Source organism: Aerolutibacter ruishenii (genome assembly GCF_007830115.1).
Classification (GTDB): Bacteria; Pseudomonadota; Gammaproteobacteria; order Xanthomonadales; family Xanthomonadaceae; genus Aerolutibacter; species Aerolutibacter ruishenii.
Window position 1 is genome coordinate 40,806 of record NZ_VLKP01000003.1, and the last position, 18,162, is coordinate 58,967.

The window sequence follows — 18,162 nt, forward strand, 5'->3', positions numbered from 1 at the left end:
CCGGCCGGGTTGGGCCGGCCTAACGTACCCCCATGCGCCTGCTTCTTGCCGAAGACGACCGCGCCTTGGGCCGCGCCCTGGCGGACGGCCTGCGCCACCTCGGCCACGCAGTGGACTGGGTGGAGGATGGCGTGCACGCGCTGCACGCTTTCGAATCGGCGCCCTACGCGGCGGCCATCCTCGACTGGAACCTGCCGCGCATGACGGGAGTCGAAGTCGTGCGCGCCCTGCGCCGTCGCGGCGACGCCACCCCGGTGCTGCTGCTGACTGCGCGCGACGATCTGGATGACCGGGTCACCGGGCTGGACTGCGGCGCCGACGACTACGTGGTCAAGCCGGTGCACCTGGATGAGTTGGCCGCGCGCGTGCGCGCGTTGCTGCGGCGCTCGGCCGGCGACGCGGCGCCGGTGCAGCGCATCGGCAACCTGGAACTGGATCCCTCCACGCGCAGCGCACGCCTTGGCGGTAGTCCGCTGGAGCTGTCGCCGCGGGAGTATGCCCTGCTCGAATCGCTGGCCGCTCGTCCCGGGCGTGCCCTTTCCCGTACCCAACTGGAGGAAGCTGTGTACGGTTGGGGTGAGGAGGTGGCCAGCAACGCCATCGAAGTCCATGTGCACCACCTGCGCCGCAAGCTGGGTCCAGGCTGGGTGCGCACCCTGCGCGGCGTGGGCTATGCGCTGTTCCCGCCGGATGCATCACGCGAGCCGGCCACGGACGACGAGGTGACTCTTCCGTGACGCGTCCCTCGCTGCAGCGGCGCCTGCTGTGGTTCATCGGCCTGCCGGTGGCGGCACTGTGGCTGGGCGCGGGCCTGTGGCTGGCACAGGGCGCGCGCCACGAGACTGCCGAGATGTTCGACCGTGAGCTGGAACGCACCGCCGCCAGCGTGCTGGCGGTGATCGCCTCCACGCCCGATGCCGCCTTCGCGCAACGTGCCATGGGGCAGGGTGGCAGGCGCGATGACGACGAAGGCCCTCGCCCGGAAATCGTGGTCCGTGATCGCAGTGGCCAGATACTGCTCGATGCCTCCAGCCTGCCGCCGTTGCAGGCCGATGGCGGTGGCGCGCACTTCCACAGCCTGCGGCACGGCGGCGAAACCTGGCGCGTGTACCAGCGTTGGGACGTGGCGCGGCGGCACTGGATCCAGGTGGCCGCGCCGCTGCACGACCGCGACGAGCTGCTGTGGGCGCTGATGCAGGGCACGCTGGCGCCACTGCTTGCACTGCTGGTCCTGTTGCCGCTGGCCACCTGGCTGGGCTTGCGGGGTGGCCTGGCACCGCTGCGTGTCGTGTCTCGCGCCATCGAAGCGCAACCCGCGCATCCGCCCACGCTGACCCGCGATGACGTACCCGGCGAGCTGTTGCAGCTCACCCGCGCCGTGGACGCACTGGTCGGTACCCTGGACGCCACCCTCGAGCGGGAGCGCCGCTTCACCGCCGATGCGGCCCACGAGCTGCGTCACCCGCTATCGGTGCTGCAACTGGAGCTTGACCTGGCCGGGCAGGCCGGTGACGCCGCGAGCCGCCAGCAGCACCTTCAGCGTGCGCGAGCGGGCCTGCAGCGCATGGAGCGGCTGGTTACGCAATTGCTGACGCTCGCGCGCGTGGAGTCGCTGGAGGCCGTGCCCGACGCCGCCATGCTGTCGTTGGTCGATCTGGTCCGCACCACCGTGGCCGACGCCAGCGAACATGCGCAGCCGCGTGGCGTACAGCTCTCGCTCGCAGCAGCGGACGATTCTACGGTGCGTGGCAGCGCGGGCCTGCTCGACATCGCCATTCGCAATCTGATCGAGAACGCCATCGCCCATGGCCGATCGCCGGGGCGCGTGGACATCTGGCTGCAGGCGCGCGACGGCCACGTGGAGCTTGTGGTGGACGACGACGGTCCCGGTTTCCCCGAAGCGCCGGCCCAGCGGCTCGGCGAGCGCTTCCTGCGCAGTTCAGGCAGTGGCAGCGGCCTCGGTTTGTCGATCGTCCACGCCATCGCCAGGTTGCATGGCGGCTCGTTGGCGGCGGGCTGCTCGCCACTGGGTGGCGCGCGGGTCGTGCTGCGGCTACCGCGGCAGGCGGGGGCTCAATGAGGCAGGCTCGTGCACGGTATGTTGATCTGGGTCATGGGCCACATCTGCGGAGCATGGCATGATAACCCTAGGCGTGGGCAGCGCGCCCACCCGAAATCCGGAGGTTTGAAATGCTGTCACGCATTCCCTTTGACACACTCGCCGCGGCTCTCACCGTGGGTATCGCGGCGGCGCTGTGCGCATCGCCGGCCAAGGCGCAGTCCCACGAACACGCTGCCCATGCCGCGCACTCGCAGGCTGCGGCTGCCCAGCCGCCCGCAGACGCGCATGCCCACCACGGGCAAGACAAGGCGGCCGCGCACGACCATCACGGCCAAGAATCGGCGGCTGCCCCCGTGCCGCCTGTCGGCCAGCGTTGGGCCACCGATGCGCCACTGCAGGACGGCATGGGCCGCATCCGCCAGGCCGTAACCATGCTCGAACACATGGAGATGGGCCACGTCGATCCCAAGCAGGTGCCAGCCTTTGCTGACCAGATCCAGTCCGCGGTCAACGACATGATCGCCAACTGCAAGCTGGAGCCCGATGCGGACGCGGCACTGCATGGCCTGCTGGTGAAGTTCATCGCCGGTGCCGACGCCGTGCGCACCGGACCGGTCACGCTGGACACGCTCAAGCCCATGCAGGACGCACTGGCGCAGTACCCCACGCAGTTCGACGACCCGACCTGGGATGCCGCATCCGTTGATTGAGAGGCCCTGAGGGTGGGCAAGGGGCGGGTCGCGCCGGGCAACGCGGCCCGCCCCCGGTAGCGGGGCCTCTGCCCACGGGCGATCGCGGTGCCCGTGGCGGTGCCGCCCCGCACCACCCACCGTTAGTCAGCCCAGCACGGTTTGCGTGGCACCGCGGACCACGCCAGCCCACAGCGCATCCACCCGCTTCTCCACCGCCGCATCCAGCTGGATCGGCTTGCTCCACGTGCGCGTGGTCTCGCCCGGCCATTTGTTGGTGGCATCCAGCCCCAGCTTCGAGCCCAGGCTCGGCACCGGGCTCGAGAAGTCCAGGTAGTCGATCGGCGTCTTGTCGATGATCACGCTGTCGCGCGCCGGGTCAACGCGCGTGGACATCGCCCAGATCACCTGCGACCAGTCACGCACGTCGATGTCGTCGTCGGTCACGATCACGAACTTGGTGTAGGTGAACTGCCGCAGGTACGACCAGATGCCCATCATGATCCGGCGCGCATGGCCCGGGTACTGCTTGCGGATGCTGACCACCGCGATGCGGTACGAACACGCTTCCGGCGGCAGGTAGAAGTCCACGATCTCCGGGAACACCTTGCGCAGGATCGGCACGAACACGTCGTTGAGGGCCATCGCCATCACCGACGGCTCGTCGTGCGGCGCGCGGCCCATGTAGCTGCCCTGGTAGATGGCGTCGCGGCGCAGGTGCATCCGGGTGATGGTCACCACCGGGAAGTGGTCCTGCGCGTTGTAGTAGCCGGTGTGGTCGCCGAAGGGGCCTTCCAGCGCGGTGTCATCGGGCTCGATGAAGCCTTCCAGCAGGATCTCGCAGCCGGTGGGCGCATCCAGCCCGGTCAGCGGGCTGTGCCACACCCGCGTGCGCTCGCCGCGCAGCAGGCCGGCAAACTCGTACTCCGATAGCGTGTCCGGTACTGGCGCCACTGCCGCCAATGTCGTCGCCGGGTCGGCGCCGATGGCTACCAGCAATGGGAATGCTTGGCCCGGGTGCTCGCGCTTCCAGTCGGCATAGTCCAGCGCGCCGCCGCGGTGCGGCAGCCAGCGCATGATGATGCGGTTGGGCGCGATCACCTGCTGCCGGTAGATCGCCACGTTCTGGCGCTTCTGCCGCGTGCCGCGCGTGACCACCAGCCCCAGCGTGATCAGCCGCGCCGCGTCCTCCGGCCAGCAGCGCTGGATGGGCAGGCGCGCGAGGTCGATGTCGTCGCCTTCCAGCGTCTCGTACTGGAACGCGGCCTCGCGCACGCGTTGCGGCGCCACGTGCGCCAGCTGCGCGAGTTCGGGCCACGTGCCCAGCGCCTCGCGCAGGCTTGACGGCCATCGCGGCTCCTTGATCGAGGCCAGCAGCTCGCCCAGCTCGCGCAGGCTGGCCAATGGTCGCCCGGCCAGCGCCGCCTCGATACGGTCGCGGTGGCCGAACAGGTTGCCCAGGTACGCATGCCGTGCGCCGATCGGCTGCTCCATCAGCAGTGCCGGGCCGCTGGACTTCAAAGCGCGCAGGCTCAGCGAGGTGGTTTCCAGCTCCGGATCAACCGGCTCGCTGACGCGGTGCAGCCGGCCGGTGCGCTCAAGCGCGCCAAGGAATCCGCGCAGGTCATGGAAACTCATGAGGTCGTGCCTCTTGCGTCTGGCGTCTGGCTGCCAGTCTCCTGGCAGACTGCTGGTTCGTCGGTCTGCGTGGCGCAGGGCAGGACAGCTGGGGTATCGGTTGGCCTGTTCCATGTTCCCGTGGCGACCGAGTCCGCAAGCGCCTGCCGCCATGGTGCGATGTCCACCCCGCGCGCCGCCCGCCATGCAGGGTCGAACAGGGTCTGCTGGTACCGCGTGCCCCGGTCGCACAACAGGCTGACGATGCTGCCGCGCTCACCGCGTGCGCGCATCGCCGTCGCCAGCTGCAGGCACGCCACGAAGTTGGTGCCCGACGAGCCGCCATAGCGTACGCCCAGCAGTTCCTCCAGTTGCAGCGCCGCGGCGATCGAGCCGGCATCGGCCACCTCGACCACTTCGTCCACCACGTCGAACAGGAAACCCGGCTCCACCATCGGTCGGCCAATGCCTTCGATCAGCGTCGGCTGGCTGGCCACCGCATTGCGGTCGCGCGTGCGCCACCCGTGCACGTAGCTGCTGCCCACGGGTTCGGCCACGCACAGGCGCGTGTCCAGCCGTCGGTAGCGCAGGTAACGGCCAATGGTGGCGGACGTACCGCCCGTGCCCACGCCGCACACGATCCACGTCGGCTCCGGCTGGGGTTCGCGGCGCAGCTGGCCGACGATCGACTCGGCGATGTTGTTGTTGCCGCGCCAGTCGGTGGCACGTTCGGCCAGCCCGAACTGATCCAGGTGGCAGGCGCCATTGGCCGAATGTGCGGCGGCACGCGCGTGCACCTGCGTGGGGTCGTCCACCAGGTCGCAGTGGCCGCCGAGTGCCTGCACGTCGAGGATCTTCTGCGGTGCGGTACAGGCCGGCATCACCGCGATGAACGGCAGCCCCAGCAATCGCGCGAACCACGCCTCGGAGATCGCCGTGCTGCCCGAGGAGGCATCCACCACCGTTTGGCCCGGGTGCAGCCGCCCGTTGCACAGCGCATACAGGAACAGCGAGCGCGCCAACCGGTGCTTCAGGCTGCCGGTCGGGTGGGTCGCTTCATCCTTGAAATAGAAGGCGATGTCCGGGAATCCCGGAAAATCCAGCCGCAGCAGATGCGTGTCGGCCGAGCGGGTGGCCTCCTGTTCCAACAGCGCCAGGGCGTTGCGGACCCAGGCGCGGTCTTCGGAGAATCCAGGGGCGGCGTCGGTCGGGTCCATGGCGTGGTGGCGTCCGGTCGGGCGTTCGAGGAGCGGGCGATTGCGGACGAAGGTCCGCACCCGCGCTGCGGGGTCGGTAGCGGCTCAGGTCGCCGCCAGCAACGCACGCACGCGGGCTCCCAGGTGGTCGAAGTACAGATCGATGTAACTGATCCCGTTCTCGCGGTCGATCAGGTAGGGGTTCATCAGCGTGTGCCGCAGGATCATCAGCTTGTCATCGTCATCCCCGCCCAGCGTGGCCACGTCCAGCCCCAGCGCGTCGAGGATGCGGTGTGTTTCCTCCTCGCCCAGCGCTTCCGGCCGCAGGGTGGTGACTGAACCGAAGAACTGTTTGTTCTGCAGCGGTTGGCGCGGGTCGCAGCGCAGTTCGTCGTGCAGCCGGCGCACAAACGCATTGGCGACCGCCACGTCGCGGTTGCCTGCCGGGTTCAGCGCGAAACACACCAGGTTGCTGTCCGGTGCGAACGGCACTACCGCCTGCACCACGCCCGCCATTTCGTCGGCGAAGCGCAACGCGCGCGCGTGGAACGCCTCGGCCGAGCGGATGGTCTGCGCCGGCAACAGGCCGAAATGCGCGTGGTCCAGCGGCAGCACCTTGTGCGTTACGTATACCCCGGCCACCGCAGCACCCGACTTGGATCCTTCGGGGATGAACTGGCCGAGGCTGCGGTAACGGCCGAGGTAATCCTTGGGCGCGGCACCGTGGAAGACGTAATCGGCCTCCTCCGAGAGCAACGCCATCGCGCGGTGGTCGCGGCAGATGAAGGCGCCCGTGCCGTAGGGCAGGTAACCCAGCTTGTGCGGGTCCACCGTCACCGAATCGGTAGCACCCAGCGCGGCTACCGCCGCGTACACGCCGGGCGAGGGAAACGCGGTGAACCCCGCCGCCACGTCCTCGCGCGTGCGCAGGCTGCCGTCCTCGTTGCGGAACAGCGTGGCCAGGTAACCACCCCACGCCGCATCCACGTGCACCGAGAACCCTAGGCCACGCGCGGCAAAGCGCCCACGCGCGGCGACCACGCCGTCGATCGGGTCCACCGTGCCGTACTCGGTGGTGCCCATCACCGCCACCGCCAGCAGCACCGGCTGGCGCTCGCGCAGGCAGCGTTCCAGGGTTTCCTCCAGCGCATCGGTGTCCACGCGCATGCCGCGTTCGGGCAGCAGCTCCAACTGGGCGCGACCCAGGCCAAGCAGCTTGCAGCCCTTGCTCCACGAGTAATGCGCGGTGATCGGCGCCAGCACCTTGGGCACTTTCAGCGTGGCGTGGGTGGCGAAAAAGTCGGCCAGCCCGCGCTGCTCGATGCGCTGGTCCTGCACGCGCGCGCGCCACGTGCGGCGGTCGGCGGGCGTGGCCTGCGCCAGCCACTGCTTCCACTGCTCCACCAGCAGTGTGGACTCGCGCGGCGCCAGATTGAACGCACTCCATGCATCGTCGGGTAGTGCGATTTCCGGCACGCCCGCCGCCTGCAATGCAACCGGGAACGCCTTCAGCGCCAGCGCCAACCGCAGCGCCTGGTAGTTGGCCACCGTGCCACCCGAAGTCAGGTGGCCGAAAGCGCAATCCGCCCGCGCCGGGTCATGCACGTAGCCCAGCATGCGCGCCAGCTGCAGCCCCACCTGCACCTCCAGGTCCACCGTCACCGGCGCCGCGTCCTCGGACACGTTGTTCGGGTTGTAGGGCAGGGTCAGGATCTGCGCCGCCAGCCCCGGCAGCAGCAGGTCGCTGGCCATGTGGCCGATGTAGCGCGGGCTGTGGAACGGCACCGACTTCTTCAGCGCCGCCGATAACTGGTGCAGCTCGCGGCGCATGCGCGCCTCGAATGCCAGGTACTCCGGGTGCTGCGCTGCCGCCGTGGAGATGGCCGGCGGGTCTTCCGGGTGGAAGTTGCGGCGCCAATACACGTGGTCGCGCAGGAACTCCACCACCAGCTTCTCCAGCAGGGTGTCGTTCTCGCCGTAAGGGCCGAGGAAGCAGGCGTCGATGGTATGGCGGCCGTCGCCAGCGGCTTCGGCGGTCTTCGGTTGCGCACTCATGACACCACCTGCAGTAGCCAGCCAAACGGATGGTGCGCGCGTGCGATGGAGTACATCATCCCGTAGGTCGCCAGCGCACCGAGGAAGAAGACAACGCGGGCACCCGTGGTGCGCGCGCGCGTCAGCGCGAAGATGCCCAGCACGATGTACACCACCAGCAGCACCATCTTCACCGTCAGCCAGCCGTTGGCGAACATGCCGGTGCCGTGCAGGATGGTCAGCAGCATCGCCGCTGCGGTCAACAGCGCCGTGTCGATGGTGTAGCTGGCCCACTTGACCGGCAGCGACAGCGGCCAGCGCATGCCGGCCAGCACGAACGCGCCGCGCAACGCGAAGAGTGCGCCGCTCAGCATGACCAGCCCCACGTGGGCGGCCTTGATCTGCGGATAGAACTCGATCATGGAAACGTCAGTCCCTTCATCAATCCGTGTCGGTGGATCCCGCCGACGAACCATTTTCCTTGCCAGCGCGACTCAGCCGGCCTTGCCATCGGCGCGCGGCGCCAGATAGATGCGGCCGATGCGCGCCACCCACGGCACGAAGGCCAACAGCCAGCCCACGGCTGCCGCTGCCTGCCACGCCGGGCCGTCGGGGACCACTTCGGCGAACACGCGCACCACCGCCACCGCCTGGATGGCCCAGAACGCATACCAGGCCACGCCCGGCATCACCATCTTCCGGCCGGAGTGGCCCTGCGTGACGCGCGTGACCATGGCCACAAGCACGCTGCCGAAGAACCCGATGAACAAGGCATGCGCCGGCGCCCGGCCCAGCATGTACACCCCGGTGAGCAGGTAGCCCACGCTTTGCGTGGCGTACAGCGCCATCGCCACCGGCAGCCAGGCCAGACCGATGAACAATACCGAGAGGATCCGCGGCGCCTCACCGCGTGGCCACCAGCGCCACAGCGCCAGCACGAACAGCGCCAGCAGCGGCACGTCCGCCACCCACAGCCAGCCGTAGGCGTGCACCAGCTCCAGCGCCAGGTGCAGCATCAGCAGCGGCCACGCCACCGCCAGCAACCACAGCGGCCGCCACGCCACATAGCCCTTGACCACGTTGCCGGCAAAGAACGGAAACATGCGGTGCGCCACCGTCAAGTACACCGGCAGCAGCAGCCCGAAGGTACCCAGCTTGATGCTGACGAAGGCCCACAGGGGCGGTGCGCCCAGCATGAAGCCCAGCCACGCCAGCATGCCCACGAAGCCCAGCACCAGCGCTGCGAAGGCCGAGCGCGCGTGCCACGTGGTGCCGCGCTCACGCCACAGCAGTGGACCCAGCGTGGCCAGCCCCGCGGCCCAGCCCCCCAGCGTCAGCCACAGGCCGACGGTGATCCCCACTTCCCAGCCCAGCACGCCCAGCAACGTGGCCAGCTGCCCGCCAAACAGGCCCATGCCCACCGGCTTGAAGCGCCAGCGTTCGAACTCCGGCTGGCCCATCCACTTTGGGAAGGTGGTCAGCAGGAACCCGAAGAAGAAGCTGGGCAGCATCTGGTACTGCATGATGAAGGCGTGCATCCAGCCTGCGTACGGCTGCGGCTGATGCATGGGCAGCAGCGCCGGCCAGCGCGTACCGATCAGCCACAGTGCCCACCACAGCATGGCCAGCAGCAGGTTGCTGGACCCGATGAAGAACATCAGCCGGTGGGGCGCCCAGGCCAGCGCCTTGGGCGACAGCGAGGAAAGGGCTGGGGTGGGTTGGGTGTCCATGGGCGCCAGTTTGGGCGCGGGGCGTGGGGGGTGCCTTGATGCAGGTCAGATTGGGTGGGGCGTGCGACAAGGGGCCGCGACCGCTGTCGCCGAATGGGGCCGTCGAGAGCCGGATTTGGTCCGCCGGGCTCTCGATTTGGTCCGCCCGGTTCTCAATTTGGCTCGTCGGGTTCCCAAAATGGTCCGACCAGTCCTCAATCTGGTCGGCGCTGTCGCCAAATTTGCCAGTGGGCGGACAAAATTTGTCCGACGAGTGCCGGAATTCAGCCGAGCTGTTCCCAAATCCCGGGCAGCGCGGACAAATTTTGTCCAATCGCTGAGGAAAAGTCTCGGTGGCGTAGGGTTGCGGGGGCGTCGATGTCCTCTGTTTTTGAGTAGCGCGACGATGATGAGCCTGCTGGCCACCGCCACTACCAAGGCCAATGCTCACGAGGCGCATGCGTGACCGACGGACGTGCTGACACGGCTGCCGGCCACACTGGATCGGAACATCTATACGCTGCAACCCGACTGCTGGCCCCCGCGTCTAGTCCACGCTACGCCACAAGGCGGGGCGGCTTCACCAGGCGCTTACCCGGAACCGGGCCTAATGGGCTTTGGGCCGCTCAACAGCAAACTTCATGACGGGGAGATTGGCAATGAGTGTTCGTATTTCAGAGAAGGAAACTGGCCGGAGCATCGGAGAAATCTCGGATCATGATCTTGAGATCCTGATTGGCCACATGGAGGAAGAATCCTCCAGGGATCAGGATTATTTTGTTGAAACGACGGCCATTGACGCACTGGAGCGCCTTGGCGCAAGCGCTGCGTTTGTAGCCATGCTCAGAGGCGCTGCTGCCAACTCCGATGGAATCGACATTGTCTGGTCCAGGCGCTAGCGGTCTGGCACGTTCAAGCCGAGCCCACTCCGCGGGCCGGCTTGATTCCGGTGCCAGGCGGGAAATACGCCAGTTTCCCTTGGGATTTGCTTTGACGACACCCGTGGCCTTCCGGTGATCGAGCAGTACCGGGATCGTGAAGCGGCCAGTCGAATGAACCTCCGTAGCCCGCGAATGACGGACGCGGCTTGCGGAGCAACCAATCCGTCAGCACACGACCGAAAGGAGCAAGTGACATGAACAAGATGATTGTTGCGGTCTTCAACGGTGAGACCGCAGCTTTCGAAGGCCTCAGCGCGCTCAAGGACCTCCACAAGGACGGGGACATCTCGGTGTACGCGACGGCGGTCCTCGTGAAGGATGCTTCGGGCAAGGTAAGCACGAAGCAGGCGGCCGAGCAGGGCCCCATCGGCACCGCGCTAGGCCTGTTGGTCGGCAGTATGGTGGGCTTGCTGGCCGGACCGGTCGGGCTGGCCGTGGGGGCGTCGCTCGGTAGCCTGACAGGCCTGCTCGCTGACCTGAACCGGTCGGGCATCGACGTCCAGTTCCTGGAGGATGTTTCGAAGGCCCTCGATCCCGGCAAGGTGGCCGTCCTGGCCGATGTCGAGGAGGGCTGGACGGAGCCCGTTGACGCACGGGTCGGGAAGCTGGGTGGCATGGTGTTCCGACGTCAGCGCTCCGAGGTCGTTGACGACCAGCTGGCGCGCGAGTCCGCTGCCTTCAAGGCTGAAGTGAAGCAGCTCAAGGAGGAACTGGCTCAGACAAACGCAGAGAACAAGGCGGCGGTCCAGGCACAGATCGACAGTGCGAGGAAGAAGGCCCAGATGATCCAGGATCAGGCCAAGGCCCAGATGGACCAGGCAAAGCACGAAGCCGATGCGAAGATCGCCTCGTTGGAGGAGCAACTCAAGCAGGTGAACGATCGGCAGAAGGCCAAGATCGAGAAGCGCATTACAAAAGTGAAGTCGGAGCTTGAATCACGTAGTGCCAAACTCCAGGAGGCCGCACGGCTTGCCGGGGAGGCATTGGCGCCCTGACACGTGCCTGACAACCGGTTGCAGCGGACGGCGCTGGGCGCCGCCGCTGGACCGACGTGCGGTGGCGACAAACCAGTGAGGGTAACGCCATGCGCCAGGACAAGGTCTTCGCCATCAGGTTCGCCAGCTTGTACCCGATGTATGTAAAGAAGGCGGAGTCCAAGGGGCGTAGCCGGACCGAACTCGACCAGGTCATCGGCTGGTTGACCGGCTACACTCCGGCGGGGCTGCAGCGGCAGATCGAGCGCGACGTTGACCTGGAGGCCTTCTACGTCGAGGCACCGGCATTCAATCCGAATGCCGCGCCCATCACCGGCGTGGTGTGCGGAATCCGGGTGGAGGCGATCGAGCATCCGCTGATGCAGAAGATCCGCTACCTGGACAAGCTGGTCGATGAGCTGGCCAAGGGGAAGCCGATGGAGAAGATACTGCGGTCCACCGCGCCTGTGGTTACTGGCCGCGGCCGGCGTCAGCCCTGACGTGAAGATCCTTGGCATTCTGGCCTCGATACTCGTACTGCTTGGCTACGGCGCGCTGATGCGCGTCGATCCGGCGTGGGGGCTGCTCCATCCGCGCGGCGGCATGGCCATGCTGGCCATTTCGCTTGCCATCCCCAACGTCGGCATCTGGCTGGCGACGCAGCCCCATCGCCTGCTGGCCACCCGGTTCCAACTGGCAGCGGCTGGCTGGATCTGGCTGGTCGTGCAGGGCGGTTGCCTCCTGTATTTGTACTCGCAGGCGAGTCCAAGTGTTTAACGCATAATCACCATCACCAACAGGGGAGTTTCATGGAAGACAGCAGCGCCGAGTACGTCGGATTCTGGCCTCGCGTCGGGGCGACCATCATCGATTCCATCATCATGCTGGTGATCACCTCGCCGTTGATGATCGCCATATATGGGGGTGACTATTTCACGGGGAATGACCTGTCACTGGTTCGCGGGCCGGCCGATTTCCTGGTGACCTGGGTGTTGCCGGCAGTGGCCACGATCCTGTTCTGGATGTACAAGCAGGCCACGCCCGGCAAGCTGGCGGTGTCCGCGCGCGTGGTGGATGCCAGGACCGGAAACCCGCTGACCCTGGGCCAGTCGATCATCCGCTACCTGGGCTATTTCGTTTCGATGCTGCCGCTGTTCCTGGGCATCATCTGGGTGGCCTTTGACCCACGCAAACAAGGCTGGCACGACAAGCTGGCGGGCACCGTGGTCATCCGCCCGAAGGCCCGGGGCGTGGAGCCCGTGCGGTTTGAGGGCTGACCCGACGTGCCGGGGCACCGTTACGTAGTTGGCTAACCATCCCGCCATGACAGAGCCTTGACAATCGGGGGCTGTCTTGGCAATCAATACGTTTGGTTTGTGCAAGGCCGGCGTGCCTGGGGGCCGCCGGTTTCCAACAACAAGCGTCATTTCGGGGGAATGGATGAGTCAGCGCGTTGCACGCAAGTTTGGAATGACCCGCGTCATCAGCCTGGCCCTGCTGCTGCTCGGCAGCACGGCCGTGGCCTATAGCGTGTACCAGGTGGCCGCCGGCCACAGTGCGTTCTCGTGGGTGTGGGCGATGGCGCTGTTGCCGGCCGCCTACGGCGCGTTCCTGTTTGGCGCCTACGCGGTGCAGGGCGCCCCGACGCGATGACGACACGCGTCACCGGTGACCCGGCTGACAACAGGCCGGGTCCCGCTCGCGCCGGTCTGTTTGTCTATGCCAAGGACGTGGAGCGCCTGAGTGCGTTCTACGTCGACCTGTTGGACATGACCCGAGCGCATGCCACGCCGCAGATGACCGTGCTGCGTTCGCCCGACCTGCAACTGATAGTCCACGCCATGCCACCCGAACGCGCCGTGCAGGTCACCGTCGCCACGCCGCCGGTGCCGCGTGACGATGCGGCCATCAAGTTCTTCCACGCGGTACCCAGCTTGGCGCAGGCGGCCGAAACCGCCGCTGCGCTGGGTGGCGCGGTGTGGTCGGAGCAGTACCGGGGCCCCGGGTTCGTCGTGTGCAATGCGGTGGATCCGGAGGGCAACATCTTCCAGGTGCGCGAGTACGCGCCGGCATGAGTGCCGCAGGCAATCGCTGGTTGTTGCTGGCGGGCGCTGGTTCAGTGCTGGCCGCGCTGTTGCACTTTGCGTGCATCATCGGCGGCCCCGCGTGGTACCGCACGCTCGGCGCGGGCGAGGGGATCGCTCGCATGGCCGCGCAGGGGCATTGGTATCCCACGGCGATCACCGTAGCGATCTCGCTGGTGCTGATCGGGTGGGGTTTGTACGCGTGGTCGGGCGCGGGCCTGATCGGGCGGCTGCCGTTGCTACGCACGGCGCTGCTTGCCATCACCGCCGTCTACCTGCTGCGGGGCGTGGCGTTCGTCCTGCTGCAGCCTTACTTCCCCGGTAACAGCGTGGCCTTCTGGTTCTGGAGTTCGGCGATCTGTCTGGCGCTGGGCTTGCTGCACGCGGTGGGGTTGCGGCAAGCGTGGCCACGCTTGTCACCGCGCCCCAGCCGCCGCCTTTAACTCGCTGCGAGGAGGGTCGCCCGAAGGCGACCCCCGATATCTCAGGCCGGCATCCGCCCGAACTTGCCGCTGTTGAAGTCGGCAACGGCCTGGATGATCTCGGCCTGGCTGTTCATCACAAACGGGCCATAACCCACCACCGGCTCGTCGATCGGTTCGCCGGCCAGCAGCAACAGCTTGGCGTCGCGGTTGGCCTCGATGCGCACGCCGGTGCCTTCGGCAGCCAATGTCACCATCTGCGCCTCGCGCAGCACGGCCACGCCATTGACCTCCACCGTGCCGGCCAGCACCACCACGTGGGTGGTCCAGCCCTCCGGCTGCGGCAGCTCCACCGTCTTGCCTGCAGCCAGGCGCACGTCCCACACGTTCATCGGCGTAAACGTGCGTGCCGGGCCGCTGGCGCCGTCATACGCACCGGCAATCACGCGGATGCGACCCGCGCCATCGGCCAGCGCGACCTCGGGAATGGTGTCGCGGGTGATGCCCTGGTAGCCCGGCGCGGCCATCTTGTCCTTTGCCGGCAGGTTGACCCACAGCTGCACCATCTCGAACGGGCCGCCGGACTTGGCGTACGCGGGGGAGTGGAACTCCTCATGCAGGATGCCGCTGCCGGCGGTCATCCACTGCACCTCGCCGGTACCGATGATGCCGCCGTTGCCGGTCGAGTCGCGGTGCTCCACTTCGCCGTCGTACACGATGGTCACGGTCTCGAAGCCGCGGTGCGGGTGCTGTCCCACCCCGCGACGCAGCGTGGTGGGCTCGAAATGGGTGGGCGCGGCGTAGTCCAGCATCAGGAACGGGCTGCGTTCAGCCACGCCCGACCCGCTGTAGCCGAACAGGCCGTGCACCGGAAAGCCATCGCCGACCCAATGCCGGGCGGGGGCGCTGAGGGTGCCAAGGACCTTCTTCATGGGGTGCTCCTGTATCCAACGGGCCGTGCCCGATTGCCAACCACTGTAGCTTCATTCCGTTGGTGTTTGTAGTAGTTCAATATCAACCTATTTGTTCCAAATATGGAACTTAATTAGCGATCGTCAGGCTCGTCCATCCACTGCCCTCTGGGTCTGGCCAGGCCCGTGCCACCCGACCACTCCAACAAAAAGCCAAAAAGAAACGGGGCCCGAAGGCCCCGTCTCGCTACCACTCCTGAACGTCGGTATCAGGCGTTCTCGCGCGCCGCAATGGTGGCACCCGCCTTCTCACGCTGCGGAACGATCCATTGCCGGAACACGAACCACGCCATCAGCAGCGCGCCCACCGCGAAGATCGTGTCGCCCGGCATGCGCATCCACACCAGCATTTCGATGATCGGCTTGCCCATGAACTCGGCCGAACGCGCATACCAGTAGCCGTTCTCCAGCACCGCCTGCAGCTGCAGCACGCCCAGCGGCAGCAGGGTCAGCAGGGCCATCAGGCTCAGGCCGATGTTGAAGCTCCAGAAGGAGCTGCGCAGCAGGCCCTCGCTCCACTGCGTCTCCGGCTTCAGGCCGCGCACGCAGAACAGCATCAGGCCGATGCCGAGCATGCCGTACACGCCGAACAACGCGGTGTGGCCGTGCAGCGCCGTCAGGTTCAGGCCCTGCATGTAGTACAGCGCCAGCGGGGTGTTGATGAGGAAGCCGAACAGGCCCGCACCAATCAGGTTCCAGAAGCTCACCGCCAGGAAGAACATGATCGGCCAGCGGTAACGCTCCATCCACGGCGTGGCGCGGCTGTGGCGCCAGGTCTCGAACGCCTCCATGCCGATCAGGGCCAGCGGCACCACTTCCAGCGCCGAGAAGCTGGCGCCCAGCGCCACCACTGCCGTGGTCGTGCCGGCGAAGTACAGGTGGTGGAACATGCCCAGCACGCCGCCGGCCATGTACACGATGGTGGCGAACAGCACGTTGATCGTGGCGGTCTTGCCGCGGATCAGGCCCAGCTTGACGAAGATGAAGCTGATGACCGCGGTGGCGAACACTTCGAAGAAGCCTTCCACCCACAGGTGCACCACCCACCAGCGCCAGTAGGTGACCAGCGAGATGTGGGTGTGTTCGCGCCACATCAGGCCGGCGCCGTACAGCAGGCCGATGGCCACGACCGACATGAACAGCAGGCCCACGATCGAGGACATTTCATCCTTGCGCTTCAGCGCCGGCCACAGGGCACGGCCCATCAGCACCAGCCACAGCAGCAGGCCGATGAACAGGAAGATCTGCCAGAAGCGGCCGATGTCGGTGTATTCCCAACCCTGGTGGCCGAACCAGAAGTTGTACTGGATGCCCATCTTCTGCATCACCGCGAACCACTGGCCCGCGAAGGCGCCCACCACGATGATGATCAAGCAGGTAAACAGGAAGTTGACGCCAAAACGCTGGAACTTGGGCTCATACCCGGAGATCGCCGGGGCGATGTACAGGCCGGTGCCCAGCCACGCGGTGGCGATCCACAGCACGGCCAGCTGCGTGTGCCAGCTGCGGGTCAGTGCGTAGGGCACGAATTCGGAGATGGCGAAGCCGTAGGCTTCCTGGCCTTCCACCTGGTAGTGCGCGGTGGTGGCGCCCAGCAGGATCTGCACCAGGAACAGCGCGACCACCACCCAGAAGTACTTGGCGGTGGCCTTCATCGACGGGGTGATCTTCAGGCCCTTGAGCGGGTCCTGTGCCGGCGGCACGGCGTGCTCTTCCTTGCTGTGCCAGGCGGCGTAGTGCCAGGCCAGCAGGCCGATGCCCAGGATCATGAAGAGGACGCTGAACACCGTCCACATGAACGAGCTGGGCGTGGCGGTGTTGCCCACCAGCGTGTCGTACGGCCAGTTGGCGGTGTACGACTTCACGTCGTTGGGACGGTTGGTCACCGCGGCCCACGAGGTCCACCAGAAGAACGCAGCCAGCTTCTCGCGGCTCTCCTGGTCGGGCACCGTGTTGTTCTTCATCGCGTAGGTTTCGCGAAGATCGGCGGTGGCCGGGTCGTTGGAGAACACACTGCTGTAGTGCGCGGCCACCGTGGAGATGGCCTGGGCGCGCTGGTCGCTCACCGTGATGGTGTTGGTGGCCGGGTCATGCGTGTTCTTGCGCATTTCCGGCTTGACCATTGCCTGGATGCGGGCCTGCTCGGCCTCGTCCAGGTTGGCGTAGGGCAGGCCGGTTTCCGCGCGGGCGCGCAGTTCCAGCATGGCCACGGCCTCGCGGTGCAGCCAGTCGGCCGACCAGTCCGGGGCGATGAGGGCGCCGTGGCCCCAGATGGAGCCCAGCTGCTGGCCGCCGGTGGTCTGCCAGACCTGGCGGCCGCGTTCGAAATCGGCCTTGGTGAACAACGTCTGGCCGCTTTCGGTGACCACCTTGTCCGGCATGGGTGGTGCCTTCTGGTGGATGTCGCTGCCCATGTAGAGCAACACACCGAAGCTGGCGAGCAATAGCGCCGCCAACCCCAGCCATAACTTACGAGTGGTATCCATGAACAACTCCCTTGCGAAGTGGCGCCATGGTCTGCCTGGTGGCCCCCCATGGCACTGACCTAGATCAATCCGGACCAGTTCCATACGAATTGGCGATTCCCCAGTTGCACGAACGTGTTCTGGCTACCCGCAATCGAAAAGCGATGCAGGCACAGAACACTTCAGGGGATTCCGCAGCGCACCCTCACCGTGCGCTACCGCAGAGGTTAGCCGCGCAGGACTGGTGCGGCCAGTGTCGTCATCCGCGCCATGTCGAGGATTTCCATTTCCCGGCGGTCGACGTTGATCAGGTTTTCCTGCTGGAACCGGCGTAGCACGCGGCTGACCGTTTCGGCGGCCAGGCCGAGGTAGTTGGCGATGTCGGCACGCGGCATCGGCAGGTGCAGGCGCGTGGCCGAGTAGCCGCGCGCTGCATAGCGGCGCGACAGGGAGACGAGGAAGGCGGCCATGCGCTCGTCGGCGCTGAAGTCGCCGGCGCGGACGGCGGCCTTGCCGATGTCGGCCGAAAGCAGCTTGAACAGGTGCTGCTGCAGGCCCGGCATGCGGGTGGCCAGGGTGGCGATCTGCGGGAACGAGAACCGGCAGAGGGTGACGGTGTCCAGCGCCACGGCGTCGCAGGGGTAGTGGTCGTCGTGGATGCCGTTGAGGCCGATCACCTCGCCGGGCAGGTAGAAGCCCAGCACCTGTTCGCGCCCGTGGCCGTCGACCATGCTGGTCTTGACCGTACCGGCGCGGACCGCGGCGATGGCGTTGAACGCGTCGCCTTCGCGGAACAGCATGGTGCCGGCGTGGAATGGACCGACGTGCTCGACCAGCACGTGCAGGTCACGCAGCGCAGCCTTGTCGTACCCCTGGGCCATGCAGGCGCTGGAGAACGCACAGGTCCCGCAGAACTCGACAGTGTCGTTGTCGTCCGAGATGGGCGCGACGGCCACCGGACTGACGCGCGGCGGCCGGTTCAAGCCGGAGCTCCCACG

The 18,162-nt window shown here is 66.9% G+C and carries 19 protein-coding genes; 11 read left to right on the plus strand and 8 right to left on the minus strand.

Features of this window, described 5'->3' with window-relative positions:
• The first annotated feature begins 32 nt into the window (after positions 1-32).
• The 3 genes from IP93_RS04225 (at position 33) to IP93_RS04235 (ending at position 2,772) form a co-directional block, all read left to right on the plus strand.
• Positions 33-737 (plus strand): response regulator transcription factor, encoded by a 705-nt coding sequence (locus IP93_RS04225; RefSeq protein ID WP_144812455.1) that lies wholly within the window; start codon positions 33-35, stop codon positions 735-737.
• Entirely contained in the window at positions 734-2,080 is a 1,347-nt protein-coding gene (locus IP93_RS04230; RefSeq protein ID WP_144812456.1) for a sensor histidine kinase, read from the plus strand. The genes IP93_RS04225 and IP93_RS04230 overlap by 4 nt, the downstream gene beginning before the upstream one ends.
• Positions 2,081-2,190: 110 nt before the next feature.
• Positions 2,191-2,772, plus strand: coding sequence for a DnrO protein (locus tag IP93_RS04235; RefSeq protein ID WP_144812459.1), 582 nt, complete (start codon positions 2,191-2,193; stop codon positions 2,770-2,772).
• Positions 2,773-2,898: 126 nt separating this feature from the next.
• Here the strand turns inward: IP93_RS04235 and IP93_RS04240 are convergent, their stop codons facing one another.
• The 5 genes from IP93_RS04240 to IP93_RS04260 form a co-directional block, all read right to left on the minus strand.
• Positions 2,899-4,389: a UbiD family decarboxylase gene (locus tag IP93_RS04240; protein ID WP_144812462.1), complete on the minus strand. Its 1,491-nt coding sequence runs from the start codon at positions 4,387-4,389 to the stop codon at positions 2,899-2,901.
• Positions 4,386-5,585: a PLP-dependent cysteine synthase family protein gene (locus tag IP93_RS04245; RefSeq protein WP_144812464.1), complete on the minus strand. Its 1,200-nt coding sequence runs from the start codon at positions 5,583-5,585 to the stop codon at positions 4,386-4,388. Before IP93_RS04245 ends, IP93_RS04240 begins: the two co-directional genes overlap by 4 nt.
• Before the next feature lie 84 nt (positions 5,586-5,669).
• A complete protein-coding gene (locus tag IP93_RS04250; RefSeq protein WP_144812467.1) occupies positions 5,670-7,619 on the minus strand; it encodes a pyridoxal phosphate-dependent decarboxylase family protein in 1,950 nt (649 codons plus the stop codon).
• Positions 7,616-8,020, minus strand: a complete 405-nt coding sequence (locus IP93_RS04255; protein WP_144812469.1) for a SirB2 family protein — start codon at positions 8,018-8,020, stop codon at positions 7,616-7,618. The genes IP93_RS04250 and IP93_RS04255 overlap by 4 nt, the downstream gene beginning before the upstream one ends.
• 72 nt (positions 8,021-8,092) lie before the next feature.
• Positions 8,093-9,328, minus strand: a complete 1,236-nt coding sequence (locus IP93_RS04260; RefSeq protein ID WP_144812471.1) for an NnrS family protein — start codon at positions 9,326-9,328, stop codon at positions 8,093-8,095.
• Between the two features lie 638 nt (positions 9,329-9,966).
• Between IP93_RS04260 and IP93_RS04265 the strand changes: the two genes are divergently transcribed.
• The 8 genes from IP93_RS04265 to IP93_RS04300 all read left to right on the plus strand — a co-directional run bounded on the left by IP93_RS04265 (position 9,967) and on the right by IP93_RS04300 (position 13,749).
• Complete coding sequence (locus IP93_RS04265) at positions 9,967-10,206, plus strand: galactosyldiacylglycerol synthase (RefSeq protein ID WP_144812474.1); 240 nt, start codon at positions 9,967-9,969, stop codon at positions 10,204-10,206.
• A 236-nt stretch (positions 10,207-10,442) separates the two neighbouring features.
• A complete protein-coding gene (locus IP93_RS04270) occupies positions 10,443-11,243 on the plus strand; it encodes a DUF1269 domain-containing protein (protein WP_144812475.1) in 801 nt (266 codons plus the stop codon).
• A gap of 89 nt (positions 11,244-11,332) precedes the next feature.
• Positions 11,333-11,722, plus strand: a complete 390-nt coding sequence (locus IP93_RS04275; RefSeq protein ID WP_144812478.1) for a DUF2200 domain-containing protein — start codon at positions 11,333-11,335, stop codon at positions 11,720-11,722.
• Position 11,723: 1 nt separating this feature from the next.
• Positions 11,724-11,999, plus strand: coding sequence for a hypothetical protein (locus IP93_RS04280; protein ID WP_144812480.1), 276 nt, complete (start codon positions 11,724-11,726; stop codon positions 11,997-11,999).
• Between the two features lie 32 nt (positions 12,000-12,031).
• The gene (locus IP93_RS04285; protein ID WP_144812483.1) at positions 12,032-12,499 is read left to right on the plus strand and encodes an RDD family protein; all 468 of its coding nucleotides are present in this window, start codon (positions 12,032-12,034) and stop codon (positions 12,497-12,499) included.
• A 193-nt stretch (positions 12,500-12,692) separates the two neighbouring features.
• Entirely contained in the window at positions 12,693-12,875 is a 183-nt protein-coding gene (locus tag IP93_RS04290) for a hypothetical protein (RefSeq protein WP_144812486.1), read from the plus strand.
• Positions 12,872-13,297, plus strand: coding sequence for a VOC family protein (locus IP93_RS04295; protein WP_144812488.1), 426 nt, complete (start codon positions 12,872-12,874; stop codon positions 13,295-13,297). The genes IP93_RS04290 and IP93_RS04295 overlap by 4 nt, the downstream gene beginning before the upstream one ends.
• Positions 13,294-13,749, plus strand: a complete 456-nt coding sequence (locus IP93_RS04300; RefSeq protein ID WP_144812491.1) for a hypothetical protein — start codon at positions 13,294-13,296, stop codon at positions 13,747-13,749. Before IP93_RS04295 ends, IP93_RS04300 begins: the two co-directional genes overlap by 4 nt.
• 41 nt (positions 13,750-13,790) lie before the next feature.
• On the opposite strand, the gene IP93_RS04305 is transcribed toward IP93_RS04300, so the two are convergent.
• The 3 genes from IP93_RS04305 to IP93_RS04315 all read right to left on the minus strand — a co-directional run bounded on the left by IP93_RS04305 (position 13,791) and on the right by IP93_RS04315 (position 18,147).
• Positions 13,791-14,660 (minus strand): pirin family protein, encoded by an 870-nt coding sequence (locus IP93_RS04305; protein ID WP_144812494.1) that lies wholly within the window; start codon positions 14,658-14,660, stop codon positions 13,791-13,793.
• A gap of 248 nt (positions 14,661-14,908) precedes the next feature.
• Positions 14,909-17,185, minus strand: coding sequence for a nitric-oxide reductase large subunit (locus tag IP93_RS04310; RefSeq protein ID WP_144812495.1), 2,277 nt, complete (start codon positions 17,183-17,185; stop codon positions 14,909-14,911).
• 206 nt (positions 17,186-17,391) lie between these two features.
• A complete protein-coding gene (locus tag IP93_RS04315) occupies positions 17,392-18,147 on the minus strand; it encodes a helix-turn-helix domain-containing protein (protein ID WP_242006738.1) in 756 nt (251 codons plus the stop codon).
• Between the last annotated feature and the right edge of the window lie 15 nt (positions 18,148-18,162).

Excerpts from the sequence above, each read along its gene's own strand:
- IP93_RS04225 (WP_144812455.1), top strand. The coding sequence starts at position 33 with ATGCGCCTGCTTCTTGCCGAAGACGACCGCGCCTTGGGCCGCGCCCTG.
- IP93_RS04235 (WP_144812459.1), top strand. The coding sequence starts at position 2,191 with ATGCTGTCACGCATTCCCTTTGACACACTCGCCGCGGCTCTCACCGTG.
- IP93_RS04240 (WP_144812462.1), bottom strand. The coding sequence starts at position 4,389 with ATGAGTTTCCATGACCTGCGCGGATTCCTTGGCGCGCTTGAGCGCACC.
- IP93_RS04245 (WP_144812464.1), bottom strand. The coding sequence starts at position 5,585 with ATGGACCCGACCGACGCCGCCCCTGGATTCTCCGAAGACCGCGCCTGG.
- IP93_RS04250 (WP_144812467.1), bottom strand. The coding sequence starts at position 7,619 with ATGAGTGCGCAACCGAAGACCGCCGAAGCCGCTGGCGACGGCCGCCAT.
- IP93_RS04255 (WP_144812469.1), bottom strand. The coding sequence starts at position 8,020 with ATGATCGAGTTCTATCCGCAGATCAAGGCCGCCCACGTGGGGCTGGTC.
- IP93_RS04260 (WP_144812471.1), bottom strand. The coding sequence starts at position 9,328 with ATGGACACCCAACCCACCCCAGCCCTTTCCTCGCTGTCGCCCAAGGCG.
- IP93_RS04265 (WP_144812474.1), top strand. The coding sequence starts at position 9,967 with ATGAGTGTTCGTATTTCAGAGAAGGAAACTGGCCGGAGCATCGGAGAA.
- IP93_RS04270 (WP_144812475.1), top strand. The coding sequence starts at position 10,443 with ATGAACAAGATGATTGTTGCGGTCTTCAACGGTGAGACCGCAGCTTTC.
- IP93_RS04275 (WP_144812478.1), top strand. The coding sequence starts at position 11,333 with ATGCGCCAGGACAAGGTCTTCGCCATCAGGTTCGCCAGCTTGTACCCG.
- IP93_RS04285 (WP_144812483.1), top strand. The coding sequence starts at position 12,032 with ATGGAAGACAGCAGCGCCGAGTACGTCGGATTCTGGCCTCGCGTCGGG.
- IP93_RS04290 (WP_144812486.1), top strand. The coding sequence starts at position 12,693 with ATGACCCGCGTCATCAGCCTGGCCCTGCTGCTGCTCGGCAGCACGGCC.
- IP93_RS04295 (WP_144812488.1), top strand. The coding sequence starts at position 12,872 with ATGACGACACGCGTCACCGGTGACCCGGCTGACAACAGGCCGGGTCCC.
- IP93_RS04300 (WP_144812491.1), top strand. The coding sequence starts at position 13,294 with ATGAGTGCCGCAGGCAATCGCTGGTTGTTGCTGGCGGGCGCTGGTTCA.
- IP93_RS04305 (WP_144812494.1), bottom strand. The coding sequence starts at position 14,660 with ATGAAGAAGGTCCTTGGCACCCTCAGCGCCCCCGCCCGGCATTGGGTC.
- IP93_RS04310 (WP_144812495.1), bottom strand. The coding sequence starts at position 17,185 with ATGGATACCACTCGTAAGTTATGGCTGGGGTTGGCGGCGCTATTGCTC.